This window comes from Isoptericola chiayiensis (assembly GCF_013149805.1).
Taxonomy (GTDB): Bacteria; Actinomycetota; Actinomycetes; order Actinomycetales; family Cellulomonadaceae; genus Isoptericola; species Isoptericola chiayiensis.
This window is the reverse complement of record NZ_JABEZT010000001.1, coordinates 42,144-66,844: the sequence shown is the minus strand read 5'-3', so window position 1 is coordinate 66,844 and position 24,701 is coordinate 42,144. Positions and strand designations below refer to the sequence as shown.

The window sequence follows — 24,701 nt, the reverse complement described above, 5'->3', positions numbered from 1 at the left end:
CGCGGGACGTCCGTCACCGGCGCGCCACGAACACCTCGACGCTGAGCGTCTCGACCAGCGCCGTGCCGGGCGCCTCCTCCTCGTCCGCCTGCTCCGGGCCCTCGGGCGCGTCCCAGGTCGAGCTCCACACCCGCTGCCACGGGTCGGCGCCGTCCAGGACGTCCGGCAGCGTCACCTCGGCGTCCTCCAGGCCGCCGTGCAGCACGACCAGCACGTCCGCGTCGCCGGCGTCGGGCCCCGGTCGCAGCATCTGGATGATCCGCCGTCCGTCCACCGACCAGGCCTCGCCGTCCATCGCGGCCCCCGCCTCGTCGAACCACAGCAGGTCGGGGAACTCCTCGCCCGGCCGCGGGGTGCCGAGGAAGAACGACTCGGCGCGCAGCGCCGCGTGCTCGCGGCGCAGACCCACCAGGTACCGGGCGGTCGCCAGCAGCTCGAGGTCCGCGGTGTCCAGGTCCCAGTCCAGCCACGAGATCGCGGTGTCCTGGGCGTAGGCGTTGTTGTTGCCGCCCTGGGTCCGACCCATCTCGTCGCCCGCCGTGATCATGGGCGTGCCCGCCGCCAGCAGCAGCGTCGCGAGCAGGTTGCGCTGCGAGCGCCGCCGCAGCGGCACGACGGCGGACCACGGTTCGGTCGTGGCGTCGTCGCCGGTCGGGGCGTGGCCCTCGATGCCGTGGTTCCAGGAGCGGTTGTCGTCGGTGCCGTCGCGGTTGTCCTCGCCGTTGGCCTCGTTGTGCTTGTGGTCGAACGAGACGAGGTCGGCGAGCGTGAACCCGTCGTGCGCGGTGACGTAGTTGACCGACGCGACCGGACCCCGCATCAGCGGCGGGTCGGAGTGCCCGAAGAAGTCCGCCGACCCGGCCAGGCGCGTCGTCAGCTCGCGCAGCCCGTGCATGGGGGCGCCGTGGGAGCCGGCCTTCGGGGCCTCCAGCCAGAACGAGCGCGCCGCGTTGCGGAAACGGTCGTTCCACTCGGCCATCGGCGCGGGGAACCGGCCGGTCTGCCAGCCGCCCGGTCCGACGTCCCACGGCTCGGCCACCAGCTTGAGCTGCGAGAGGACCGGGTCGGTGCGCAGCGCGGACAGGAACGGGTGGTCGGGGGTGAATCCGTCGTGGTCGCGGCCCAGGGTGACGGCGAGGTCGAACCGGTAGCCGTCCACGCCCACGACCTCGGCCCAGTAGCGCAGCGAGTCCAGGGCCATCTGCACCACGCGGGTCCGGCGGAAGTCCAGCGTGTTGCCCGTGCCGGTGACGTCCGCCAGCGCCGCCGGGGTGCCGCCGTCGTGCAGGTAGTACGCCGTGTTGTCCAGGCCGCGCCACGACACGTGGAGCGCGTCGTCGCCGCCCTCGCACGTGTGGTTGTAGACGACGTCGAGGATCACCTCGATGCCGGCGGCGTGCAGCAGGTGGACCATGCCGCGCACCTCGTCGAGGACGGCGGCCGGGCCGGCCTCGCGGGCCGCAGCCGTGGCGTAGGCGGCGTGCGGGGCGAAGAACCCGAGCGTCGAGTAGCCCCAGTAGTTGGTCAGCCCGCGGTCGGCGAGCCAGGGCTCGGGCGTCGAGGCGTGGATCGGCAGCAGCTCGAGCGTGGTGACACCGAGCGCCTGCAGGTGCTCGACCACGGCGGGGTGGGCGAGCCCGGCGTAGGTGCCGCGCAGCTCGGCGGGCACCTCCGGGTGCTGCAGCGTCAGGCCGCGAACGTGCGCCTCGTAGACGACGGTGTCCGCCCAGGGGACCCGGGGCCTGGACTGCGGCGGGGGCTCCGGCAGGTCGCCCATGATCACGGCGTGCGGCACGAACGGCAGCGAGTCCTCCCCGTCCGGGCCGCCGTCGTCGTCGCTTCCCCCGCCGAGGACCGCCGGGACGTAGGCCAGGTCACCCTCGATCCCGCGCGCGTACGGGTCCAGCAGCAGCTTGGCCGGGTTGTGGCGCATCCCCGCCCCGGGGTCCCACGGCCCGTGCACCCGGAACCCGTAGCGTCGGCCCGGTCCGACGTCCGGCACGTGCCCGTGCCAGACGCCGTAGGTGGGGCCGTCGAGCGGGATGCGGCGCTCGGTGTACCGCTGCGGGTCGTGCTGGTCCCTGTCCTCGTCGACGACGTCGACCAGGCACAGGTCGACGCCGTGCGCGTGCGAGGCGAGCACGGCGACGTCGATACCGCCGTCGGGCGTGGTGCGGACCCCCAGCGGCGGGACGTGGCTGCGGGTGCGGGTGGGTCGGGTCAGCGGCGTGACCTTCGGACGAGCCTCCATGCGCCCATCCTGCCTGGCGCCGCCCACGGCGACGAGCCGGCGCCCGCGCGGCGCGTCGCGGCACGGTGTCGCGGCATGCGGACAGCGGTCGGGCCGCGCGACGACGGCGAGTAGGCTCGCCCTGGGCGGTCCGGCCGCCCGCTGACCTGATCAGACCCTGATCCTCGAGACCGTCGAAAGGCTCCTCGTGCGCATCGTCGTAGCCGTGAAGTACGTCCCGGACATCAATGCCGAGCGGAAGTTCGCGGACTGTCGCGTCGTGCGCGACCCGGCCGAGGGGACCCTCAACGAGCTCGACGAGAACGCGCTCGAGGCGGCGCTGCAGATCGTCGAGGCGCTGCCCGAGGGCGAGCAGGAGTCGGCCGAGGTGGTCGCGGTGACCGTCTCGCCGCCCGAGGGTGACGTCGCGCTGCGCAAGGCGTTCCAGATGGGCGTGCACCGCGGGGTGCGGGTGTCCGACGACGCGCTGGCCGGCTCGGACTACTTCGGGACGACGGCGGCGCTCGCGGCCGCGGTGCGCCACCTCGAGGCCGAGGGGCCCGTCGACCTGGTGGTCACCGGCATGGCGGCCCTGGACGGGCTCGGCTCCGTGGTGCCCGCGCTGCTCGCCGCCGAGCTGGGGCGGCCGTCGCTGACGTTCGCCAAGACGGTCGCGGTCGCCGGCGGGGCGCTGGAGATCACCCGGGAGACCGACGAGGCCACCGAGACGCTCACCGCACCGCTGCCCGCGGTGCTGTCCGTCGCGGACACCGCCAACCGTCCGCGGTTCCCCAACTTCAAGCTCATCATGGCGGCCCGTTCCAAGGCGATCGAGGAGCTGTCGTCCGCCGACCTGGGCCTGGACCCCGCCGTCGTCGGCGCCGCCGGTGCCCGCACCGAGACCACGGCGGCCGCACCGCGCCCCGAGAAGCCCGAGGTCGAGCTGGTCCAGGACAAGGGCGAGGGTGGCAAGGCCCTGGCCGAGTACCTCATCCGCAACGAGCTGGTCTGAGAGGGGACCCCGTGACGAACCGAACTGTGCTGGTCCTGCTCGACCCGGCGGACGAGGTCCGGTCCAGCGTGCTGGAGCTGTTGACCATCGGCCGTGCCCTCGGACGGGTGGAGGCCGTGACCCTCGAGGCGCCGAGCGTCGAGGCGCTCGCCCAGCTCGGCGCCCACGGCGTCGAGACCGTGCACCAGGCCGAGCTGCCCGCCGAGCTGCGCGGCGACGCCCGCCACCTGTCCGCCGTCGTCGCCGAGGTGCTGGCCGCCGCCGTGCGGCGCACGGACGCCGACGTCTTGCTGGCCCCGTCGACCTTCGCCGCCAAGGAGGCCGTGGCGCTGGCTGGCCGGGCGCTCGGCGCCGGCGTGATCATCGACGCCGCCGGCGTGGCCGAGGACGACGAGGGCCGCATCGTCGGCACCAAGCGGGTCTTCGCCGGCGCGTGGGACACCTCGAGCCGGGTCACCACCGACGTGGCCGTGCTGACCGTCCGGGCCAACGCCGTCGTCCCGCAGCCCGCCGAGGCCGCGGTGGCGACCGAGGTGGAGGGCTTCGCGGTCGAGGTCGGTGCGGCGCTGCCCACGGTGACCTCACGCACCGAGAAGGAGCGCGACGCCGACCGGCCCACCCTCGAGGAGGCCGCGATCGTGGTGGCCGGCGGGCGCGGGACCGAGGGCGACTTCGGGCCCGTCCAGGACTTCGCCGACGCGCTCGGTGCCGCCGTGGGGGCCTCGCGGGACGCCGTGTTCGAGGGGTGGTTCGACCGCTACGTGGGGCAGACCGGCGTGACGGTCGCTCCGCGGCTCTACGTGGGCGCGGGGATCTCCGGAGCGCCGCACCACCGCGGCGGGATGCAGGCGTCCCAGGTGATCGTGGCGGTGAACAACGACCCCGAGGCGCCGATCTTCGAGATCTGCGACTTCGCCGTCGTCGGCGACCTGGCCGACGTGCTGCCGCAGGCCGCCGAGGTCATCCGCGCCCACAAGGCGGCCCGGTAGCCGGCTCCTGCCTCCCGCTGCCCGCCGAGATCGACGTACCCGTGTCGAGATCGACCTACGGTACGTCGATCTCGATACGGGTGCGTCGATCTCACGGTCGGTAGACGCCAGGATGCCGGTAGACACCGGGGCGGAAGCCCGGTGGCAGCGGTGGCCTGACCGTCGCGTCGAGCGACGGCCCGTCGTACTCCGGCTGGCGGGCCCGCGGGTCCGCGGGAACGACGTCGATATCTGGTGCGGCCATCAGCTCGCCGACAGCATCGCGTGGAGCGCCGATGCCGGCCCAGTGCGGGTCGACGTCGCAAGCCATCACCCAGGCGCGGTCAGCGGGCCACACCATGGCGGGCGGACGGCGTCGACGCTCGGACAGGACCGACCGTCCCTCCTCCAGGTCGCTCCCGTCACCGGCCAGGAGCGCGCATTCCGGACGTTCCGGCAGGTCGAACGTCGGTCCTGGCGGGATGTCGTCAGTGTTGCCGTCGCCGAGCCAGACCGCGAAGTAGACCCGTTCCGGCGTGGCCGTCCACCGTGTCAGCACCCGCAGGGCCCGGGCGCCCCACTCCCCTTCCGACGCCAGGTGCACGGGCTCGTCCTCGACATCGCCTTCGTGCTGTCCAGGCGCCGTCGGGTCGGGAATGAGTCGAAGCCGGGCCGAGGCTTCGAAGGCGTCCGGCCCGAAGGTCACCAACTGCCACCAGGGTGTTTCCGACCCGATGATCCAGTCGGCGGCGGACAGATCGGTGCAGCGCTGCAGGGTCACGTCCGTACCGTACCCTGCCCGTTCCTCGCCGAGATCGATGTACCCGTATCGAGATCGACGTACCGTGCGTCGATCTCGGTACGAGTACGTCGATCTCGACGTGCGGCGTGCGGCGTGCGGCGTGCGACGCGCGGCGCAACGGAGCGGCGCAACGGAGCGGCGCGGCGTGACGGGGCGGCGCGCCCGCTCAGCCGCCGGCGAAGGGCGGCAGCAGGTCGAGCGTCGCCCCGTCGGGCACGACGTCGGACGGCGCGGCCCGACGTCCGTCCAGCAGCACCGAGCAGCGTGCCAGTACCGGGGCCGCCTCGGGCGACCCGGCGCTCAGCCGCCCGACGACGTCCGCGACCGTGACGCCGTCGTCCAGCGGCAGCGACTCCCCGGACCGGCCCAGCGCCGCACGGGCCGCCGCGAAGTAGCGCAGCTCGACCATCTCAGCCCCCGATCGCACTCATGGTCCGGTCCGGCTGGACGAACGACGGGTCGTCCATCCCGTGCCCGGCGCCCTTGCCCCACATCGCGGCCCGCCACCGGTCGGCCAGCTCGGCGTCAGCGGCGCCGTCGCGCAGCGGACCGAGCAGGTCGGTCTCGGTGTGCGCGAACAGGCAGTCGCGGATGCCGCCCTCGGCCGTCAGCCGCGTGCGGCGGCAGTCGGCGCAGAACGGCTCGGTGACCGACGCGATGATCCCGACCCGGCCCAGACGCTCACCCGTGGCGAGCGAGCGCACCGCGAACCGTTCCGCCGGGGCGCCGTCGCGCGGCTCGTCGTCGGCCGAGAGCGCGAACCGTTGCCCGAGCAGCTCGCGGACCTCCGCGGCCGTCACCATCGCCGTTCGGTCCCACGAGTGGTCGGCATCGAGCGGCATCTGCTCGATGAACCGCAGCTCGAACCCGCGCTCCAGGCACCAGGACAGCAGGTCGGCGGCGTGGCCGAGGTTGACGCCGCGCACCAGCACCGCGTTGATCTTGACCAGGTCGAACTCGCGGGCACCGGCGTCGATCCCGGCGAGCGTCCGCTCGAGGAACGGCCGGCGGGCCAGCCGCGCGAAGGTGTCCGGGTCGAGCGTGTCGAGGGAGACGTTGATCCGGTCCAGGCCGGCCGCCCGCAGGGTCGCCGCACGGGAGTCGAGGCCGACGGCGTTGGTGGTCAGGGAGATCTCCGGGCGCGGGTCCAGCGCGGCGATGTCGGCGACGATCTCGGCGAGGTCGCCGCGCAGCAGCGGCTCGCCGCCGGTGAACCGCACCTGCCGCACCCCCAGGTCGCGGACCGCGACGCCGACGAGCCGGGCGATCTCGGCCCGTGTCATGACCTTGTCCCGGGGCAGCGCCGGGAGGCCTTCGGCGGGCATGCAGTAGGTGCAGCGCAGGTTGCAGCGGTCCGTCAGGGACACGCGCAGGTCGGTGGCGAGGCGCCCGTAGCGGTCCACGAGCCCGGGCGTCGCGGGCCGGTCGGCGGGCAGCACGGCCTCGCCCCGGGTGCTGGGGACCGCCGGGATGCCGAGGTCGACGAGACTCATCAGGTGCCCTCGGAGTCCCAGCCCAGGGCGAGCCGGGCGGCTCGTCCGGCCACGTCGTCGTCGGGGGTGACCTTGCCCTGCGCCATCGCCAGCCCGCGCGCGTATCCCACCAGGTAGGTGGTCACGGGGGCGGCGGGGCGTGCCACGTGGTGGGCGGCGTCCCGCGCCAGGTCCAGGACCTCGGTGACGTCGATGCTGGCGGCGGGCAGCCCGAGCTCGGCCTCCACGGCGGAGACCCAGCGCGCCAGCACGGTCGGGGTGTCGTCGGTCATGGTGCCTCCTCGGAGAGTCTGGTCACATCGTCCCAGGTATCGACGTCGTCGCTCACCCCGGTCTCGTCGGGGATCCTCGCCAGGTCGAGCCCGGCCATGAGCCGCCGCACCGGAGCGCCGTGCGGTTCCAGCGCGGCGAGCGCCTTCTCGAGCGCGGCACGACGGTACAGGCCGGTGAGCCACTGGTCCCGCCCCCGGCGCACCAGGTGGACGCCGTCGCTCCCGGCCGGAGGCGAGGCGAGGAGCCGGTCGGCGGCCGCGCGGGCACGCGGGACGTCGACGGCCAGCAGCAGCACCAGGGCGGGCGCGCCGGGTCGTCGCAGCGCGGCGAGACCGGCGGCGATCCCGGCCACCGGGCCGCCGAACGGGGGGTCCTCACGGGTGATGACGACGTCGTCGCGAGCGCCGGCGGCCGTCCCGGGCGGCCCGACGACGGCGGTACGGTCGGCGCCGACGGTGGCGGCGAGCGCGCGGTCGAGCAGGGTCGTGCCGCCGACCTCGACGGTCGGCTTCGGTGTGCCGCCGAGCCGGGTGGCACGTCCTCCGGCGAGGACGACGGCGTCGTACCTCATCGGGCCTCCGGCAGGGGGAGGAGGGGCAGGTCGTCGGCGGGGGAGACTCGCTCGAGCTGGGCGGGGACGATCACGAGGGCGTCGGCGTCGACCAGCGCGGAGAGGTGGTGGCCGTCGCTGCCGGCCGGGGTGACGCCGTCGGGCCGGGTGACGACCGGGACCACCTGCTGGGTGCCGGCCGGGCTGGTCCAGGAGGCAGCGGCCCGGGCGGTGCGCGGCGGTGCGTCGGGGTGCCCGGCGAGCCGCCGCACGGCCGGCAGCGCGTACAGCGCGGCCGAGACGAAGGCGCTGACGGGGTTGCCGGGCACGGCCACCCAGGGGACGCCGCGCCAGGTGGCGAGGGCCTGCGGCTTGCCGGGCCGCTGCGCCACGGTGGCGACGTCCACGTCGGTGGCGTCCGGGCGGGCGAGGAGCTCGCGCACGACGTCGCTCGCCCCGGCGGACACGCCGCCGGAGGACACGATCAGGTCCACCCCGGCGTGCTGCCGGCCGTCCGCCGCGCCGGGCGCGGGCCCGGTCAGGTCGTCGAGGGCGGTACGGAGCGCGTCCACGTGGTCGGGGACGGCTCCGACGCGCACCACCTCGGCGCCGGCCGCGCGCACGAGCGCCGCCAGCATCAGCGAGTTCGAGTCCGCGATCGTGCCCGGCGCGGTGGTTCCCAGCGGGGCCAGCTCGGAGCCGGTCGACAGCACCGCGACCCGGGGACGACGGCGGACGGGCACCGTGACGAGTCCGGCCGCGGCGGCCGTGGCCACCAGTCCGGGGCCGACGGCGGTGCCGGCGCGGGCGACGGGCGCACCGGCGGCCAGGTCGGTGCCGGTGCGGCGTACGTGGTCGCGGTGCTGCCGGGCGAGGGTCACGGTGCGCTCCGCCGTCGGGCCACCCGCCACGAAGCGGCCCGTGGACGTGCGCTCGACGGGGACGATGGCGTCGTACCCCGGTGGCAGGGGCGCACCGGTCATGATCCGTACCGCCCCCCTCGATGCTGTGGGCAGGGAATCTGCAGCCTCGTCAGGGTCCGGGGCTGCAGATTTCCTGCCCACAGCGGTCGGTGGGGTGCCGGGGCGCGCGTCGGCGAGGACCGGCAGCGTCACCGCCGTGCCGTCGTCGGGCAGATCGGCGGACCGCACGGCGTACCCGTCCATCGCGGCGTGGTCGAACGGCGGCACGGGAGCGGCGGCGACGACGTCCTCGGCGAGCACGAGGCCCACCACGCCGGGGTCGTCCAGGCGCTGCTCGACCACGGGAAGCGGGCCGACGCGCGCCAGCACGGCGGTGGCGTGCTCGGCGATGCTGCGCGGTGCTCCGGCCTTCATGACGACCACTCTAGGGAGGCCGTGTGTCCGCGGTGCAGCCCGGTTCTCACAGGCGTCCCGGGCGCGCTGTGAGAAGATGGGTCCTCGTTCGCGGCGGTGCTGCCGGGACCGGCCGAGGCCCCCGGACCGCCACGGAGCACTTCTCACAACCGCCTCCCCGGCGGTGAGAGTTTTGGCTCATGGGAAGTTCACGGCGAGCGACCGTGACGCGAAACACCCGCTTCCTACTGTCGTCGTACCGGCCCGACGTCGAGCCGGTCCGGGACCGGCGCCCGTCGGACCCGCGGACCACGCCCGGCGTCGCCGGGTACGACCACGGATGGGAGAACGTCGATGGTTGCTCCGACGAGTGGCACCACCGAGTCCGAGCCGGTAGCCCCCGGCGCGGCGACAGACACCGAGGCCCTCGCCCGCCGGCCCGTGCACCGCTCCGGCCGGTGGATCGACCACTGGGACCCGGAGGATCCGGTCTTCTGGCGCAACGGCGGCCGGACGATCGCACGGCGCAACCTGTGGATCTCGATCTTCGCCGAGTTCCTCGGCTTCTGCGTCTGGGCGATCTGGTCCATCGTCGTCCCGCAGCTCCCCGACGCCGGGTTCGCCCTGACGACCGACCAGATGTTCTGGCTCGTCGGCCTGCCGGCCCTGGTCGGCGCCTCCCTGCGCGTCCCCTACACGCTGGCCGTGCCGGTCTTCGGCGGACGCAACTGGACCATGATCTCCGCCGCCCTCCTCCTCATCCCCACGCTCTCGCTCGTCTGGGTCGTGCAGCGCCCGGAGACGTCGTTCGGCGTCCTGCTCGCCATCGCGGCGCTCGCGGGCTTCGGCGGCGGCAACTTCGCCTCCTCGATGGCCAACATCTCGTTCTTCTTCCCCGAGAAGGAGAAGGGCGCCGCCCTCGGCTGGAACGCCGCCGGCGGCAACATCGGCACCGCGGCCGTCCAGTTCGTCGTGCCGCTGGTCATCGTCACGGCTGCCGGCGTCTCCCTGCCGCGCGCGGGCTGGGTCTTCATCCCGTTCATCCTGCTGGCCGTGCTCCTCGCCTGGCGGTTCATGGACAACCTGACCGCCGCCAAGGCCGACCCCCGGTCCTTCGGCACCGCGGCGCGGGAGAAGCACACCTGGCTGATCTCCTTCATCTACATCGGCACGTTCGGCAGCTTCGTCGGGTTCGCCGGAGCCTTCCCGACCCTGCTGAACAAGGAGTTCCCCGAGGTCACGCTGTCCCTGGCGTTCATGGGCGCCCTCGTCGGCTCGGTCACCCGCCCGCTCGGCGGCTGGATCGCCGACCGCACCGGCGGCGCCGTGATCACCGTGGCGAGCTTCGCGGTGATGGTCGTCGGCGCCTTCGGTGCCATCCAGGCGCTCGGCAGCGGCTCCTTCGGGCTGTTCTTCGGCTCCTTCATGCTGCTGTTCGTCGCGACCGGCATCGGCAACGGGTCGGTCTACCGCATGATCCCGGCGACCTTCCGCATCGCGAACGTCGCCGGCGGCGGTGCCGCGACGGCGAAGGCCGCGGCGGGCTGCATCGGCATCGCCGGCGCCGTCGGCGCCTTCGGCGGGTTCCTCATCCCGCGCGGGTTCGCGATGTCGGACACGGCGACCGGCTCGATGGTGCCGGCCCTGTGGACGATCATCGGCGTCTACGTGGTCATGGGCCTGCTCACCTGGGCCGTCTACGGTCGCCGCAGCAGCCGGATGGGGGCTGCTCGGGTATGAGCAGCGCCACCGCCGCTCCGGCCGCTCCGGCCGCGACGCACTGCCCCTACTGCGCCCTGCAGTGCGGCATGGAGCTCACGCCCGTCGAGGGATCGGCGTCGTCCGCAGCCGCGGTCGCCGCGCCGGCCCCCGGCGGGCGTGCGCCCCTGCCCGTGGCCGTGAGCCCCCGGGACTTCCCGACGAACGCCGGCGGGCTGTGCCAGAAGGGGTGGACCAGCGCCTCCGTGCTCGGGGTCCCGGACCGGATCACGACGCCGCTGGTGCGCGGCGCCGACGGCGAGCTGGCCGAGGCGACGTGGGACGAGGCGCTCACGCTCGTCACGGACCGCGTCCGGGCGATCCAGGACCGGCACGGTCCGGAGGGTGTCGCGATCTTCGGCGGCGGCGGGCTGACGAACGAGAAGGCCTACGCCCTGGGCAAGTTCGCCCGGACGGTGCTGCGCACGCCCAACATCGACTACAACGGGCGGTTCTGCATGTCCTCGGCGGCCGCGGCGGGCAACCGCGCCTTCGGCGTCGACCGGGGCATGCCGTTCCCACTGACCGATCTCGGCGGCGCCGACGTCGTGCTGCTGCTCGGCTCCAACCCGGCCGAGACGATGCCGCCGTTCGTGCAGCACCTGGCCGGGGCGCGCGACGCCGGCGGACTCGTCGTCGTCGACCCGCGCCGGTCGGCCACGGCGCGGCTGGCCGACGACGGCCAGGGCATCCACGTCCAGCCCGTTCCCGGCACCGACATGGTGGTGCTGCTGGCGCTGCTGCACGTGGTGGTCGCCGAGCGGCTCGTCGACGCCGACTACCTGGCGGAGCGCACCGCGGGCTACGACGACGTCGTCCGCTCGGTCTCGGCGTGGTGGCCCGAGCGCGCGGAGACGGTGTGCGGGGTGCCGGCCGAGACCCTGCGGGTCGTGGCGCGCCGGCTGGCCGCGGCGTCCCCGGCGCACGGCGGTCGGGGGGCGTACGTCCTCACCGGTCGCGGCGTCGAGCAGTCCGCGCAGGGCACCGCGACCGTCACCGCGGCCATCAACCTCGCGCTGTCCCTCGGCTTGGTCGGTCGGGAGGGCTCCGGCTACGGATGCCTGACCGGCCAGGGCAATGGCCAGGGCGGCCGTGAGCACGGGCAGAAGTCCGACCAGCTGCCCGGCTACCGCAAGATCGACGACCCCGCCGCGCGCTCGTACGTCGCCTCCGTGTGGGGGGTGGATCCCGAGACCCTCCCCGGACCGGGCAAGCCCGCCGTGGCGCTGCTGAGCTCGCTGGCGACGCCCGGCGGCCCGCAGGCGCTGTTCGTGCACGGTTCCAACGTGCTCGTCTCCGCTCCGAACGCCGACCGGGTCCGCGAGCGCCTCGAGGCCCTCGACCTGCTGGTGGTGTGCGACTTCGTCCCCTCGGAGACGGCACGGTTGGCCGACGTCGTGCTGCCGGTGACGCAGTGGGCCGAGGAGGAGGGCACGATGACGTCCCTGGAGGGGAGGGTCATCCGCCGTCGCCAGGCCGTCGAGGCCCCGGGGCAGGCCCGCTCGGAGCTGTGGCTGCTCGCCGAGCTGGCGCGCCGGCTCGGCTCGGACGTGCACTTCGGCACCGACCCGGCCGAGGTCTTCGACGAGCTCGCCCGCGCCTCCGCCGGGGGCCCGGCGGACTACTCCGGCCTGTCGCACGCCCGCCTGGACGCCGACGAGGCCGTGGGCGGTCCGGGTCTGTACTGGCCGTGCCCGGCGACGACCGCGGAGCACCCGGGCACGCCCCGGATGTTCCTCGACGCGTTCGGCACCCCGGACGGCCGTGCCCGCATGGTGCCGGTCGACCACGGCGGCCCGACCGACGACGTCCGCGGCGACGCACCGACCTACCTGGTCACCGGCCGTGTGCTGCAGCACTACCAGTCCGGTGCCCAGACCCGCCGGGTGGCCGAGCTGGACCGCCTCGTGCCGGAGCCGTACGTCGAGCTGCACCCCCAGCTCGGGCTGCGGGTCGGGGTGGCCGACGGCGACCGGGTACGGCTGGAGTCCGCGCGCGGCGTGGTCGAGGCGGTCGCGCGCTGGACCGACGCCGTCCGACCGGACACCGTGTTCATGCCGTTCCACTGGGGCGGCCTCGGTGGCGTCAACCGCATCACCAGCGACGCCGTCGACCCGATCAGCTCCATGCCCGAGTTCAAGGTCTGCGCGGTGGACGTCATCCCGGTCACCGCTGCCGACACGACAGCCCACGACACCCAGGAGGTGCCGGTATGACGCTCCACGTGCCGACGAAGATCGTCGTCGTCGGGAACGGCATGGTCGGGTCCCGTTTGGTGGACGAGCTCGTGCGCCGCAGCGCGGACGCGTTCGACATCACGGTGCTCGGTGCGGAGCCGTACGAGCCGTACAACCGGGTGCTGCTCAGCGACGTCGTCGCCGGCCGCACCGACGTCGCCGCGATCTCCATGCCCGCCGTGTCCGGCGAGCACGTCAGGACGCTGCGCGGGGTGTCGGCCGTGTCGGTGGACCGGGTGCGCCGGACCGTCACCGACGACGCCGGTGCGGTGCACCCGTACGACCACCTCGTGCTGGCCACCGGGTCGCAGGCCCGCGTCTTCCCGATGCCAGGTCTGGTCGACGACGACGGCGTGGTCGAGCTGCCGGGCGGCGTGCACGCGCTGCGCACCCTGGACGACGCCCGCGAGATCGTCGCCGCGACGATGAACTCCTCGCGCGCGGTCGTCGTGGGCGGCGGTGTGCTGGGGGTGGAGTCCGCGTACGGGCTGGCCGCCCGCGGGCTGGACGTGACGCTGGTGGACCCGGCCGCGGCGCCGATGAACCGACAGCTCGACGCCGATGCCGGCTCCGTGCTGGCCGCCGGCCTGACGGAGCACGGGGTGACCGTGCGGTCCGGGACCCGACCCACCGAGGTGCTGGTCGCCGGCGGCCGTGCCGTCGGGGTGCGGATCGACACCGGCGACGGCGGCGACGGCGAGGTGCTCGCCGCCGGCCTGGTGGTCCTGACCACCGGGACCGTCCCCGAGACGGGTCTCGCCGCGGCCGCGGGCCTGCCGACCGACCGCGGGATCGTCGTCGGGCACGACCTGGCCAGCCCGGCGGACCGCCGCGTCTTCGCCGTCGGGGACTGCGCGCAGCCCCCGCAGGGGTCGCGCGGGCTGGTCGCCGAGGGCTGGGACCACGCGCGTCGCCTCGCCGACCACCTCGCCTCCCTGGTGGTGGCGCTGCAGGACGCCTCCCAGCGGTCGCAGGAGCGCCCCCGGGAGCACCTGCGGTTCCCGAACGAGGACGAGCGGCCGTCGATGGCGGTGCGGCTGGGCACGCTGCTCGCGACGCGGGCGGCCACGGACGACGGTGTCGACACCCGCGGGACCGACGTCGTGAAGGTCAAGGCGGGCCCCCTGAGCGTGGTCTCCATGGGTGCGGCCGGCACCGGGCGGGCGCCGCGACCCGGAGAACGAGCCGTGCGCCTGGCCGACACCGTCGGCGGCAGGTACATCGAGGCGGTGGTGGCCGACGGCGTCCTCATCGGCGCCACGTGCGTCGGCGACGCGCAGGTGGCGGCCGATCTCACCGCCGCCTACACGCGGCGCAGCCCCGTGCCGGTCGACCCCGCGTTCCTGCTGCTGACGCCGGTCATGCCGAGCGCGGAGCCGGCCACGTCCCCGGAGCACATGCCGGACGACGCGACGGTGTGCCGCTGCAACGGGGTGTCCAAGCACGACATCACGTGCGCCTGGGACGACGGCGCCCGGACCAAGGACGACATCGCGGCGGCCACCCGGGCGACGACCGGCTGCGGGAGCTGCACGGAGGCGGTCTGCGGCCTGGCCGACTGGTTGTCCGCCACGCGCGACGGCGGGCCCGGGGCCGAGCCGGAGGCGGCGGACCTCGCCTCCGTGTGAACACGTCGCGGAGGCGAGACACGCCCGGACCCCGAGGCGCTCGACGGACCCCTCGCCGTCGGGCGCCCCGGACGTTCGTCGCCGCCCCCCTGCAGGTCGCCTACCTCGCGGGGAAGTTGCCTACCTCGGCGGCGCGACCGGCTTCTCTCACGGGTCCGCGTGCCGACGTGAGCAAGATGTTCGCATCAGGTAACTCCACCCTGACGGTCCGGTCACGGTGGCTCCCTAGTGTCGAGGACATGAGCAGCGAGCCCCCCACCAGCAGCACCCGGCACGTCGTCGTCGTCGGCGGCGGGATGGTCGCGCAGCGCTTCGTCGAGGCCCTGCGTTCCCGCGACACCGACGGCACCTGGCGCATCAGCGTCTTCGCCGAGGAGCCGCGCAAGCCGTACGACCGCGTCGGGCTGACCCGGTACTTCGAGGTCCGCGACGCCGAGGAGCTCACCCTGGGCGACCCGGCGCTGTGGGACGACCCGTTGGTCACCCTGCACCGGGACTGCAAGGTCGAGAAGATCGACCGGGAGCAGCGGACGGTCACCGACCGTCTCGGCCGCGTCCACGCCTACGACGAGCTCGTCCTGGCCACCGGATCGAACGCGGCGATGCCGCCGATCCCCGGCAACGACCTGCCCGGCGTGTTCGTCTACCGCACCATCGACGACGTCGCGGAGCTGCGCGGCTGGGTCGAGGCCAAGCGCGAGGCGGGTCGCGTCGAGACCCGCGGCGGCGTGGTCGAGAAGCCGGTCCGCGGTGCCGTCATCGGTGGCGGCCTGCTCGGCCTGGAGGCGGCCGGCGCGCTGAAGGCGCTGGGCGCCCAGGCCACCGTCATCGAGTTCGGCACCCACCTGATGGGTGTCCAGTGCGACCTCGGCGGCGGTCAGGCCCTCAAGCGCCTCATCAACGACAAGGGCATCTCGGTGCGGCCCGAGACCGCCACCAAGGAGATGAAGCCCCACCGCCGTACCGGGCACGTCGGGCGCCTCGACTTCAACGACGGCGGCCGGCTGGACGTGGACGTGGTCGTCGTGGCCACCGGTGTGCGGCCCCGCGACGAGCTGGCGCGGTCTGCCGGCCTGGAGATGGGTGAGCGCGGTGGCGCCGTCGTCGACCTGACCTGCCGCACCGAGGACCCGAACGTGTGGGCCATCGGCGAGGTCGCCTGCATCGAGGGGCGCTGCCTCGGACTGGTCGCGCCCGGCAACACGATGGCGGAGGTCGTCGTCGACCGGCTCCTCGGTGGGCAGGCCGAGTTCCCCGGCGCCGACACGGCCACGAAGCTCAAGCTGTCCGGCGTCGACGTCGCCTCGTTCGGCGACGCCCACGGTCGCACCGAGGACTGCGTCGAGGTGGTCTGGGCCGACCCCACCGCCGGCGTCTACAAGAAGCTGGTGCTCTCCGACGACGCCAAGACCCTGCTCGGCGGCGTCTTCGTCGGGGACGCGACGCCGTACGCCACCCTGCGACCGATGCTCGGCGCCGAGCTGCCCGGCGACCCGGCGGCGTTCCTGCTGCCCGAGGGCGCCGGCAACGCCCCGGACATCGAGCTGCCCGACGAGGCCAACGTCTGCTCCTGCAACAACGTCTCCGCAGGCACCATCCGCGGCGCGGTGACCGACCACGGCTGCACGTCGGTCGGGGACGTCAAGAGCTGCACCAAGGCGGGCACCACCTGCGGCGCCTGCCTGCCGCTGGTCAAGAAGATCACCGAGACCGAGATGACGCGGGCCGGCATCGAGGTCTCGAACGCCCTGTGCGAGCACTTCGAGATGACCCGCGCCCAGCTCTTCGACGCCGTGCGGGTGTCCGAGCTGCACTCGTTCAGCGACATCATCGAGCGCTTCGGCGTCGTCCCCGAGGGCGCCACGAGCGCCGGCCGCGGCTGCGACATCTGCAAGCCCGTGGTGGCCTCGATCCTGGCGAGCCAGGGCAACGGGCACATCCTGTCGGGGGAGCAGTCGACCCTGCAGGACACCAACGACCACATGCTGGCCAACATGCAGAAGGACGGCACCTACTCCGTCGTCCCGCGCGTCCCCGGCGGCGAGATCACCCCCGAGGGCCTGATCGTCATCGGCGAGGTCGCGAAGGACTTCGGCCTCTACACCAAGATCACCGGCGGTCAGCGCATCGACATGTTCGGTGCCCGCGTCGAGCAGCTGCCCGACATCTGGAAGCGCCTGGTCGACGCCGGGTTCGAGTCCGGCCACGCCTACGGCAAGTCCCTGCGGACGGTGAAGTCCTGCGTCGGGTCCACCTGGTGCCGCTACGGGGTGCAGGACTCGGTCGGCATGGCCGTCGAGCTGGAGCTGCGCTACCGCGGGCTGCGCAGCCCGCACAAGCTCAAGCTCGGCGTCTCGGGCTGCGCCCGCGAGTGCGCCGAGGCCCGCGGCAAGGACGTCGGCGTCATCGCCACGGACAAGGGCTGGAACCTGTACGTGGCCGGCAACGGCGGGCAGACGCCGAAGCACGCCCAGCTCCTGGCCGAGGACCTGGACTCCGAGACCCTGCTGCGCACCATCGACCGGTTCCTCATGCTCTACATCCGCACCGCGGACCGCCTGCAGCGCACCGCGCCGTGGGCCGAGGAGTACGAGGGCGGCCTGGAGGCGATCCGCCAGGTGATCATGGAGGACTCCCTCGGCATCGCCGACGACCTCGACGCCGCCATGGCCGCGCACGTCGGCGCCTACGAGGACGAGTGGAAGGCCGTCCTCGAGGACCCGGACAAGCTGGCCCGGTTCGGCTCGTTCGTCAACGCGCCGACGACGCCGGACCCGAGCCTGGCGTACGTGGCCGAGCGCGGGCAGAAGCGTCCCGCCACCGCCGAGGAGATCGCCGCCGGTCCCGACGGCCCGGTGGACCCGGCGCTCGCCGGCCCGGTCCTGGTGACCGGTCCCACGCTCGAGGTCCGGGCATGATCCCGCTCGCCGCCGCCCCGACCGACCGCCCCGCCGAGATCCCCGACCCGGAGGACACCGTGACCACCACCCAGGACGCCGCCGACGTGGCGGCCGACGCGACCGCCGGCGGATGGGCCGCGGTGTGCCGCCTCGACCAGCTCGTCCCGGAACGCGGTGCGGCGGCCCTGCTGCGGCGGGCCGACGGCGCACCGTTCCAGGTGGCCGTCTTCCGGCTGCTGGACGACTCGGTGCACGCCGTCCAGCAGCTCGACCCCTACGCCGCGGCGAACGTCATGTCCCGGGGGATCGTCGGCACGCGCGGCGAGGAGCCCACGGTGGCGTCGCCCGTGTACAAGCAGGTCTTCGCGCTGCGCACCGGCGAGTGCCTGGAGTCCGGCGGCAAGACGCCGAAGGCGGGTCTCGGCGCGCACCTGGAGGCCTTCCCGGCCGAGGTGCGGGACGGCGTCGTGCACGTGCAGGTGACCTGAGGTGACGGCGCAGCCGACGCCGGGGCGGGTCACGCTCGTCGGGGCGGGTCCCGGCGCGGCCGACCTGCTGACCTACCGGGCCTGGCGTGCGGTCGCCCGGGCCGACGTCGTCGTCCACGACCGGCTGGTCCCGTCGGAGGTCCTCGACGACCTGGCCCCCGAGGTCGAGGTGATCGACGTCGGCAAGGCTCCCGGACGGCACAAGGTGCCCCAGCCCGAGATCAACGCCCTGCTCGTCGACCGGGCCCGCGCCGGCCGGTGCGTCGTGCGCCTCAAGGGCGGGGACCCGTTCGTGTTCGGACGCGGCGGCGAGGAGTACGCGGCCTGCCGCGAGGCGGGGATCGACGTCGACGTGGTGCCCGGGGTGTCCTCGGCGCTGGCGGTGCCGGCGCTCGCCGGCGTGCCGCTCACCCACCGGGGCACGACGACCGCCTTCCACGTCGTGACCGCCCACACCCGCACGGGTGAGCAGGAGCTGGACGACACCGCCGTGTCCTGCGTCACGCGGCGGAGCGCTACGCTGGTGATCCTCATGGGGGTGTCTTCCCTGCCGGCGATCGTGACCAGGCTGCTCGACGCCGGAGCGGACCCGGCCACCCCCGTGGCGATCGTGGAACGAGGCTCGACCCCCGACCAGCGGGTCACCCGGACCGGGCTGGACCTGGCGGCCAAGCGCGCCGACGAGCTCGGGGTCCGGGCCCCGGCGGTGATCGTGGTCGGAGACGTGGCGGCGCAAGGACTGCTGGAGGGTGCGGGTGACGGACACGGAGCACACGTGGGGGACGCGCGTGGCTGAGACCTCGACACGACCGGCCCTCGGCCAGGTCATGGCGGGATGCACCGTGCTGGTCACCGCGGACCGACGCTCCGGTGAGCTCGCCGCCGCGCTGGAGCGCCGCGGCGCCTCGATCCGGCACGCTCCCGCGCTGAGCATGGTCCCGCACGTGGACGACGACGCGCTCATCACCGCGACCGCGGCCCTCGTCGACGACCCGCCCGACGTCGTCGTCGCCACGACGGGAGTCGGGTTCCGGGCCTGGATCGAGGCGGCGGACGCCCACGGGCTGGCCGACGACCTGCTCCGGGTGCTCGGCGCGGCACGCATCGTGGCCCGCGGTCCGAAGGCGCGCGGCGCCGTGCAGGCCGCCGGCCTGGGCGCCGACTGGGTCGCCGAGTCCGAGACCTCCGCGGAGGTGGCGGAGGTGCTGCTGAGCGAGGGCGTCAGCGGCCAGCACATCGCCATCCAGCACCACGGTGCCGGCGCGGACGGGCTGGACGAGGTCTTCGCCAAGGCCGGTGCGACGGTGTCCCCGCTGGTGGTCTACCGGTGGGGTCCGGCGCCGGACCCGGAGGCCGTGGCCACGTCGGTGCGGGCCGCGGCCGACGGCGAGATCGACGCGGTCGTGTTCACCTCCGCGCCGGGTGCCGAGGCCTGGATGGAGGCCGTGGAGGACGCGGGCCTGCTGGACGAGGTGGTGTCGCGGTTCTCGTGCGGCGAGATGGTCGCCGCTTCGGTCGGCCCGGTGACCTCCCGGCCCCTCGCGTCCCGCGCGGTGCCGACCGTGGAACCGGAGCGCGGCCGGCTCGGGGCGCTGGTGCGCACCCTGGTCGGCCATTACGAGCACATCGAATCCGTCGCGCTGAGCACGGTCGCCGGCCCCCTGGTGATCCGGGCGCGGGTCGCGGTGCTCGACGGTGAGGTGCTGCCGCTGTCTCCGACGGGGGTCCAGGTGCTGCGGCTGCTCGCCGCGGCCGGAGGCGACGTCGTCACGCGGGACCAGGTGCTCGACGTGCTGCCGGGCGTGTCCCGGGACGGGCACGCCGTGGAGGTGGCGATCGCCCGGCTGCGCGAGGCGACCGGTCGGCGGGACCTGGTCAAGACGGTCGTCAAGCGCGGCTACCGCCTGGAGCTGGCGCACCCCTGAGCACCGCTCAGCGGTGCGGTGCCTGCGCTGCCGGTCCGGTCGGCAGCGTGACCGTGGCCCGCAGGCCGCCGAGCGGGCTGTCGGACAGCGCGACGTCGCCGCCCTGGTCCCGGGCGACCTCCCGGGCGATGGCGAGACCGAGCCCGGCCCCGCCGGCGTCGCGACCGCGTGCCGGGGAGAGCCGGGTGAACCGCTCGAACACGCGCTCGCGGTCCTCCGGGGCGATGCCGGGGCCGTCGTCGTCGACCGTGACGACGCCGTCGGCCACCGTGACCCGGACGCGGTGGGCGTGCCGGCGGGCGTTGTCGACGAGGTTGCGCACCACCCGCGCGACGGCGTCCGGGTCGACGACGGCGCGTCCGTCGCCGCGGACGTCGACGTCAGCGGCGGCCTCGCGGACGACGTCCCGCAGGTCGACGTCGCGGACCTCGGGTCGCGAGGCGCCGACCCGCGCCAGGACGAGCAGGTCGTCCGCGAGCGCCTGCAGGCGCGCGACCTCCTGCGCGAGGTCGGCCGTGAGCTCGGCGGGCGGGTAGGTCTCGGGGTGCTCGCGCGCCACCTCGACGCTGGTGCGCAGCGCGGCGATCGGGGAGCGCAGCTCGTGGGCGGCGTCGGCCACGAAGTCGGTCTGCCGGCGTGCGGCGGTGTCGAGGCGGTCGAGCATGGCGTTGAGGGTGTGCGCCAGCGCGGCGAGCTCCCGGGGCCGGGGCACGGGCAGCGTGCCGGGCCCGCCGACGCCGCTGACCCGGTCGGCGCCGGCCCGCAGCTCCTCCACGGGCCGCAGCGCCCGCCCGAGCAGCGTCCAGGTGACCAGACCCAGCGCGAGGGTCAGGAGGGGGACGACGACGCCCAGGGAGAGGCGTAGCGCGGCGAGGGCGCCCTCGATGGTGGCCAGGGGCAGGGTGGCGACGACCCGCTGGTCCGTGGGCAGGGTGGCCACGTAGGCGCGGACCGGACCGGAACCGTAGGCGGAGTCCTCGCGGGTGGTCGCGCCGTCGGGCGTGGTGCCGAGCAGGGCGGGAGCGAGTACCGGCAGGGTGCGGGAGGCGTTGGGCGACGAGGCGACCACCCGCCCGGAGGGGTCGACGAGCTGGACGATCTCTCCCGGCTCGTCGGCGGCGAGCACGTCGGGCAGCCGGTCCTCGGCGACGAGGGCCGCCACCTGGTCCGCCGTGCCGCGCAGGACGGCGTCCGTCGCGGCGATCCGGCTCTGGGAGACGACCGAGGTGAGCGCGAACGCGCCGAGCACCAGGGCGACGGCGGTGAGTCCGGCGGCGACGAGCGTGAGTCGGAGGCGCAGCGACCAGCCCGGCCGTGCTGCGGGCGGCGCGGTCACTGCCCCACGACCCGGTAGCCGGAGCCGCGGACCGTGTCGATCGCGTCCTTGCCGAGCTTGCGGCGCAGGTACCCGACGTAGACCTCGACGACGTTGAGGTCGTCACCGGCGGCGTCCCACACGTGGTCGCGCAGCTCGACCTTGGTCAGCACCTCGCCGGGGCGGCGCATGAGGTGTTCGAGCAGGGCCGTCTCGCGGGTGGTGAGCTCGACGGCCCGGCCGTCCAGGCGCACCTCCCGGGTGGCCGGGTCGAGGGTCAGGCGCCCGGCCTCCAGGACGGCGGGTCGGGGCGGGGCGCCGCGGCGCAGGAGCGCCCGCAGCCGGGCGACGAGGACGGTGAAGGCGAACGGTTTGGCCAGGTAGTCGTCGGCACCGACGTCCAGGCCGCGGGTGACGTCGTCGTCGGAGTCCTTGGCGCTCAGGACGAGCACCGGGGTCCAGATCTCCGCGCGCCGCATCTCGCGCAGGATCTCGAGGCCGGAGCGTTGCGGGAGCATGAGGTCCAGGACGACGATGTCGTGGTCGCCCTCGAGCGCGGCCTCCAGGCCGGTCTCGCCGTCGGCCGCCAGGTCGACCGCGAATCCCTCCGCCTGCAGGCCACGGCGCAGGGCCCGCGCGAGCACCGCCTCGTCCTCGACCACCAGGATGCGCACCACCGCAGCATGGCACCGTCGGGCACGGTCCGCGTGCTCAGTCCCGTCGTTCTCAGCCTCGTCTCAGGAGGCCTCGGCCACAGTGGTGCCATGAACACCACGCGCACCCTCTCGCCCCGGGCGCGGTGGGCGGTCCCGGCCGTCGTGGCCGGCGCCGTCGCCGCCGCGTTCGCCATCCCCGCCGCCGTCGGCGCCGTCGCGAGCGACGACCTGCCGGCCGTCACCGCCGACGAGCTGGTCGACCGCGTCGCGAACGCCGAGCCGGTCCCCGTCTCCGGGACCGTGGTCTACACGGCGCGCCTGGGCCTGCCGGACGTGACCGTCTCCGAGCTGCAGGGCGCCGGCCCGCTGGACCTGCTCGGTGGCAGCAGCACGATGCGCGTGTGGTCCGACGGCGAGGACTCCTCGCGCGCCGCGCTGCTCGGCGACGTCTCGGAGTACTCGGTGGTGCGTTCCGGCGCGGAGGCGTGGACCTACTCCAGCGCCGACGACGAGGCCGTGCACTACGTCCTCGAGCCGGCGGACCAGGAGCGGTACGACGAGCTCGCGCAGCGGGCCCTCGAGCCGGAGGTCGAGGGCGACGTGCCGGCGCCGTCGGAGCTGGCGGACCTGGCGCTGGCGCAGGCACGGATCTCCACCGACGTGGAGGCCACGGACCCCGTGGAGGTCGCCGGGCGCGCCGCCTACCAGGTGGAGCTGACGCCGCAGACCGACGCCACCTTGGTCGACCGGATCCGCGTCGCCGTCGACGCCGAGACCTGGGTGCCGCTGCGGACCCAGGTGTGGAGCGTCCAGGACGCCGAGGCGCCGGCGCTCGAGGTGGGCTTCACCGACGTCTCCTTCGACGCGCCCGACGCCGGCGTGTTCGAGTTCTCCGCCCCGGCGGGCGCCGAGGTGCGCGAGGTCGTGGTGCCGCTGCCCGAGCCGGGCACGACGGGGAGGCCGAGCAGCTCCGCGCTGGGCGGGGACGGGGACGGGGACGTCGCGGTCTCCGGCACCGGCTGGGAGACCGTCGTGGAGGTCTCCGAGGTGGACGTCGAGGCGATCCTCGGCGCGACGGCGGAAGGCCGGCTGCCGGAGGGCAGCACCGGGTCCAGCGGCGCGGACGACCTGTTCGAGGAGCTCACCGAGGCCGAGGAGGGCGAGCTGCCGGGCATCCCCGAGCTCGACACCCGCGCGCTGTACGAGCAGCTCACCACACCGGTCGACGGCGGGCGGCTGCTCAGCTCGGCGCTGCTGTCCGTGCTGGTGACCGACGACGGCCGGGTCCTGGCCGGATCGGTGCCGCCGGCGGTGCTCGAGGAGCTCGCCGGATGACCGCAGGCGTGCCCGCCGCGCCGCCGGCGGTGCGCACCGGTGGGCTGACGAAACGGTTCCGGTCGGGGCAGGTCGGCGTCGACGCGATCGACCTGCACGTGCCGCGCGGCGCCGTGTACGGGTTCCTCGGGCCGAACGGGTCGGGCAAGACGACGACGATCCGCATGCTCCTCGGGCTGGTGTCGCCCACCGCCGGGTCGGTGGAGCTGCTGGGTGCGCCGATGCCGCAGGCGGGCCCGGCGGTGCTGCCGCGGGTCGGGGCGCTCGTGGAAGGTCCGGCGTTCCACCCGTACCTGTCCGGGGAGGCGAACCTGCGCCGCCTGGACGCCGCGGACGCGACGGCGTCGCCGGCGAGCCGCGCGGGCCGGGTCGGTGCGGCGCTGGAACGCGTCGGGCTGACGGCGGCCGCCGGCAAGAAGTACCGGCAGTACTCGCTCGGCATGAAGCAGCGCCTCGGGCTCGCGGCGGCGCTGCTGCGTCCGCGGGACCTGCTGCTGCTCGACGAGCCCACCAACGGGCTCGACCCGCAGGGCACGCGGGAGGTGCGGGCGCTGGTGCGCGAGCTGGCCGACGGCGGTGCCACCGTGCTCGTCTCGTCGCACCTGCTCAGCGAGATCGAGCAGGTGTGCTCCCACGTCGGGATCATGAGCCGGGGCAAGCTGCTCGCCCAGGGGCCGCGCGCGGAGATCGCCGGCTCGGGGACCACCGAGGTGCGGGTGGCGACCCGTCCCGACCAGCGCGACCACGTGGTGCGGGTGCTCGCGGGGCTCGGGCTGGCGGACGTGCGCGTCGACGGCGAGGTCGTCGCCGCGCCGCTGGGGAGCGTGGCGGTCGAGAAGGTCGCCCAGGCGGTGGTCGGCGACGGCGTCGACCTGCTCGGACTCGAGGTCCGGCGGCCGACGCTGGAGGACGTGTTCGTGCGGCTGACGGGGGAGGGCTTCGATGTCGCTCGCTGAGGCTCCCGCGGCGGAGGTGTGGGCGGCACCTGCCCGCGCGACGGCCCGCCTGCTGCGCAGCGAGCTGCGCCTGGTGTTCGGCCGGGTGCGCAACATCGTGCTGCTGGCGGGCCTGGCGGCCGTCCCGCTGCTCATCGGCACGGTCCTGTTCATCACCCAGGACACGCCCGTGGCCGGGCAGGGGCCGCCGTTCCTCGACCGCGTGACCGGCAACGGGGTGTTCCTCGTCTTCGCCGCGCTGGTGAGCTGTCTGCCGTTCCTGCTGCCGCTGTGCGTGTCGATCGTGTCCGGTGACGCGGTCGCGGGGGAGGCGGGTGCCGGCACCCTGCGGTACCTGCTGGTGGTGCCCGTGCCGCGCACCCGGCTGCTGCTGGTCAAGGCGGTCGCCGCCCTGGCGTACGCGGGGGTCGCCGTCGCCGCGATCGCCGTCGTCGGGCTGGTCGCCGGCGCCGCCTTCTTCGGGGTGGGCGACGTGGTGCTGCTCTCGGGGGACACGATCCCGCTGGCCGAGGGCATGCTGCGCACGCTCGGTGTGGTCGCCTACGTCATCGCCTCGCTGACGGGGCTGGTCGCGGTCGGTCTGTTCCTGTCGACGCTCACCGAGGTGCCGGTGGCCGCGATGGCCTCGACCGTGGTCGTGGCCATCGTCAGCGGCGTGCTCGACGCGCTGCCGCAGCTCTCCGCGATCCACCCGGGGCTGCTGACGCACCACTGGCTGGACTTCGGGGAGTTCCTGCGCCTCGAGGTGGACGGCTCGACGCTGCTGGCGGGGCTGGCCGTGCAGGCGGCGTGGGTCGCGGTCTTCGGGGCGCTGGCCTGGAGCCGCTTCACGACGGCGGACGTGTCGTCCTGACCGGTC

At 74.7% G+C, this 24,701-nt stretch carries 21 protein-coding genes; 12 read left to right on the top strand and 9 right to left on the bottom strand.

Going from position 1 to position 24,701, the window contains the following annotated elements; genetic code table 11:
- Window positions 1–13: 13 nt before the first annotated feature.
- Complete coding sequence (glgX, locus tag HDG68_RS00265) at window positions 14–2,251, bottom strand: glycogen debranching protein GlgX (RefSeq protein ID WP_172148201.1); 2,238 nt, start codon at window positions 2,249–2,251, stop codon at window positions 14–16.
- Between the two features lie 187 nt (window positions 2,252–2,438).
- Between glgX and HDG68_RS00260 the strand changes: the two genes are divergently transcribed.
- Complete coding sequence (locus tag HDG68_RS00260) at window positions 2,439–3,242, top strand: electron transfer flavoprotein subunit beta/FixA family protein (protein WP_172148199.1); 804 nt, start codon at window positions 2,439–2,441, stop codon at window positions 3,240–3,242.
- An 11-nt stretch (window positions 3,243–3,253) separates the two neighbouring features.
- The gene (locus HDG68_RS00255) at window positions 3,254–4,231 is read left to right on the top strand and encodes an FAD-binding protein (protein ID WP_172148197.1); all 978 of its coding nucleotides are present in this window, start codon (window positions 3,254–3,256) and stop codon (window positions 4,229–4,231) included.
- A 91-nt stretch (window positions 4,232–4,322) separates the two neighbouring features.
- Here HDG68_RS00255 and HDG68_RS00250 read toward each other — a convergent pair whose 3' ends face one another.
- From HDG68_RS00250 to HDG68_RS00230, 6 genes are all read right to left on the bottom strand, one after another.
- Window positions 4,323–4,991, bottom strand: a complete 669-nt coding sequence (locus HDG68_RS00250; protein WP_172148195.1) for a hypothetical protein — start codon at window positions 4,989–4,991, stop codon at window positions 4,323–4,325.
- Window positions 4,992–5,178: 187 nt separating this feature from the next.
- Entirely contained in the window at window positions 5,179–5,421 is a 243-nt protein-coding gene (locus tag HDG68_RS00245) for a MoaD/ThiS family protein (protein ID WP_172148193.1), read from the bottom strand.
- A gap of 1 nt (window position 5,422) precedes the next feature.
- Window positions 5,423–6,505 (bottom strand): GTP 3',8-cyclase MoaA, encoded by a 1,083-nt coding sequence (moaA, locus tag HDG68_RS00240; RefSeq protein ID WP_172148191.1) that lies wholly within the window; start codon window positions 6,503–6,505, stop codon window positions 5,423–5,425.
- Window positions 6,505–6,777, bottom strand: a complete 273-nt coding sequence (locus HDG68_RS16645) for a DUF6457 domain-containing protein (protein WP_216647861.1) — start codon at window positions 6,775–6,777, stop codon at window positions 6,505–6,507. Before HDG68_RS16645 ends, moaA begins: the two co-directional genes overlap by 1 nt.
- On the bottom strand, window positions 6,774–7,349 hold the full coding sequence (gene mobA, locus HDG68_RS00235) for a molybdenum cofactor guanylyltransferase (protein ID WP_216647860.1): 576 nt from the start codon (window positions 7,347–7,349) through the stop codon (window positions 6,774–6,776). Before mobA ends, HDG68_RS16645 begins: the two co-directional genes overlap by 4 nt.
- Window positions 7,346–8,665 (bottom strand): molybdopterin molybdotransferase MoeA, encoded by a 1,320-nt coding sequence (locus HDG68_RS00230; RefSeq protein WP_172148189.1) that lies wholly within the window; start codon window positions 8,663–8,665, stop codon window positions 7,346–7,348. The genes mobA and HDG68_RS00230 overlap by 4 nt, the downstream gene beginning before the upstream one ends.
- A 333-nt stretch (window positions 8,666–8,998) precedes the next feature.
- On the opposite strand from HDG68_RS00230, the gene HDG68_RS00225 reads away from it, so the two are divergent.
- The 7 genes from HDG68_RS00225 to HDG68_RS00195 all read left to right on the top strand — a co-directional run bounded on the left by HDG68_RS00225 (window position 8,999) and on the right by HDG68_RS00195 (window position 19,580).
- Window positions 8,999–10,384 (top strand): MFS transporter, encoded by a 1,386-nt coding sequence (locus HDG68_RS00225; protein ID WP_172148187.1) that lies wholly within the window; start codon window positions 8,999–9,001, stop codon window positions 10,382–10,384.
- Window positions 10,381–12,618, top strand: a complete 2,238-nt coding sequence (locus HDG68_RS00220; RefSeq protein ID WP_172148186.1) for a molybdopterin oxidoreductase family protein — start codon at window positions 10,381–10,383, stop codon at window positions 12,616–12,618. The genes HDG68_RS00225 and HDG68_RS00220 overlap by 4 nt, the downstream gene beginning before the upstream one ends.
- Window positions 12,615–14,267, top strand: coding sequence for an FAD-dependent oxidoreductase (locus tag HDG68_RS00215; RefSeq protein ID WP_172148185.1), 1,653 nt, complete (start codon window positions 12,615–12,617; stop codon window positions 14,265–14,267). Before HDG68_RS00220 ends, HDG68_RS00215 begins: the two co-directional genes overlap by 4 nt.
- A gap of 239 nt (window positions 14,268–14,506) precedes the next feature.
- Window positions 14,507–17,185: a nitrite reductase large subunit NirB gene (gene nirB / locus HDG68_RS00210; protein WP_172148184.1), complete on the top strand. Its 2,679-nt coding sequence runs from the start codon at window positions 14,507–14,509 to the stop codon at window positions 17,183–17,185.
- The gene (nirD, locus tag HDG68_RS00205) at window positions 17,182–17,655 is read left to right on the top strand and encodes a nitrite reductase small subunit NirD (protein ID WP_172148183.1); all 474 of its coding nucleotides are present in this window, start codon (window positions 17,182–17,184) and stop codon (window positions 17,653–17,655) included. The genes nirB and nirD overlap by 4 nt, the downstream gene beginning before the upstream one ends.
- A 1-nt stretch (window position 17,656) precedes the next feature.
- Window positions 17,657–18,451 carry a uroporphyrinogen-III C-methyltransferase gene (gene cobA, locus HDG68_RS00200; RefSeq protein ID WP_172148182.1) on the top strand — a complete coding sequence of 265 codons (795 nt, stop codon included), beginning with the start codon at window positions 17,657–17,659 and terminating at the stop codon, window positions 18,449–18,451.
- Window positions 18,452–18,482: 31 nt separating this feature from the next.
- Complete coding sequence (locus tag HDG68_RS00195; protein WP_172149030.1) at window positions 18,483–19,580, top strand: uroporphyrinogen-III synthase; 1,098 nt, start codon at window positions 18,483–18,485, stop codon at window positions 19,578–19,580.
- A gap of 7 nt (window positions 19,581–19,587) precedes the next feature.
- On the opposite strand, the gene HDG68_RS00190 is transcribed toward HDG68_RS00195, so the two are convergent.
- Complete coding sequence (locus HDG68_RS00190) at window positions 19,588–20,916, bottom strand: ATP-binding protein (protein ID WP_172148181.1); 1,329 nt, start codon at window positions 20,914–20,916, stop codon at window positions 19,588–19,590.
- Window positions 20,913–21,569: a response regulator gene (locus HDG68_RS00185; RefSeq protein WP_172148180.1), complete on the bottom strand. Its 657-nt coding sequence runs from the start codon at window positions 21,567–21,569 to the stop codon at window positions 20,913–20,915. The genes HDG68_RS00190 and HDG68_RS00185 overlap by 4 nt, the downstream gene beginning before the upstream one ends.
- Before the next feature lie 90 nt (window positions 21,570–21,659).
- Here HDG68_RS00185 and HDG68_RS00180 point away from each other — a divergent pair, with 90 nt between their 5' ends.
- Genes HDG68_RS00180 through HDG68_RS00170 form a run of 3 tightly spaced genes read left to right on the top strand, consistent with a single transcriptional unit; the run spans window position 21,660 to window position 24,695 of the window.
- Window positions 21,660–22,886 (top strand): LolA family protein, encoded by a 1,227-nt coding sequence (locus tag HDG68_RS00180; RefSeq protein ID WP_172148115.1) that lies wholly within the window; start codon window positions 21,660–21,662, stop codon window positions 22,884–22,886.
- On the top strand, window positions 22,883–23,842 hold the full coding sequence (locus HDG68_RS00175) for an ABC transporter ATP-binding protein (RefSeq protein ID WP_172148179.1): 960 nt from the start codon (window positions 22,883–22,885) through the stop codon (window positions 23,840–23,842). Before HDG68_RS00180 ends, HDG68_RS00175 begins: the two co-directional genes overlap by 4 nt.
- A complete protein-coding gene (locus HDG68_RS00170) occupies window positions 23,829–24,695 on the top strand; it encodes an ABC transporter permease (protein ID WP_172148177.1) in 867 nt (288 codons plus the stop codon). The genes HDG68_RS00175 and HDG68_RS00170 overlap by 14 nt, the downstream gene beginning before the upstream one ends.
- Window positions 24,696–24,701 lie beyond the last annotated feature (6 nt).

Bases quoted from the DNA above. Each gene is read 5' to 3' on its own strand.
- glgX (WP_172148201.1), bottom strand. From the start codon at position 2,251: ATGGAGGCTCGTCCGAAGGTCACGCCGCTGACCCGACCCACCCGCACC.
- HDG68_RS00245 (WP_172148193.1), bottom strand. From the start codon at position 5,421: ATGGTCGAGCTGCGCTACTTCGCGGCGGCCCGTGCGGCGCTGGGCCGG.
- moaA (WP_172148191.1), bottom strand. From the start codon at position 6,505: ATGAGTCTCGTCGACCTCGGCATCCCGGCGGTCCCCAGCACCCGGGGC.
- HDG68_RS16645 (WP_216647861.1), bottom strand. From the start codon at position 6,777: ATGACCGACGACACCCCGACCGTGCTGGCGCGCTGGGTCTCCGCCGTG.
- mobA (WP_216647860.1), bottom strand. From the start codon at position 7,349: ATGAGGTACGACGCCGTCGTCCTCGCCGGAGGACGTGCCACCCGGCTC.
- HDG68_RS00230 (WP_172148189.1), bottom strand. From the start codon at position 8,665: ATGAAGGCCGGAGCACCGCGCAGCATCGCCGAGCACGCCACCGCCGTG.
- HDG68_RS00225 (WP_172148187.1), top strand. From the start codon at position 8,999: ATGGTTGCTCCGACGAGTGGCACCACCGAGTCCGAGCCGGTAGCCCCC.
- HDG68_RS00220 (WP_172148186.1), top strand. From the start codon at position 10,381: ATGAGCAGCGCCACCGCCGCTCCGGCCGCTCCGGCCGCGACGCACTGC.
- HDG68_RS00215 (WP_172148185.1), top strand. From the start codon at position 12,615: ATGACGCTCCACGTGCCGACGAAGATCGTCGTCGTCGGGAACGGCATG.
- nirB (WP_172148184.1), top strand. From the start codon at position 14,507: ATGAGCAGCGAGCCCCCCACCAGCAGCACCCGGCACGTCGTCGTCGTC.
- nirD (WP_172148183.1), top strand. From the start codon at position 17,182: ATGATCCCGCTCGCCGCCGCCCCGACCGACCGCCCCGCCGAGATCCCC.
- HDG68_RS00195 (WP_172149030.1), top strand. From the start codon at position 18,483: ATGGCGGGATGCACCGTGCTGGTCACCGCGGACCGACGCTCCGGTGAG.
- HDG68_RS00180 (WP_172148115.1), top strand. From the start codon at position 21,660: ATGAACACCACGCGCACCCTCTCGCCCCGGGCGCGGTGGGCGGTCCCG.
- HDG68_RS00175 (WP_172148179.1), top strand. From the start codon at position 22,883: ATGACCGCAGGCGTGCCCGCCGCGCCGCCGGCGGTGCGCACCGGTGGG.
- HDG68_RS00170 (WP_172148177.1), top strand. From the start codon at position 23,829: ATGTCGCTCGCTGAGGCTCCCGCGGCGGAGGTGTGGGCGGCACCTGCC.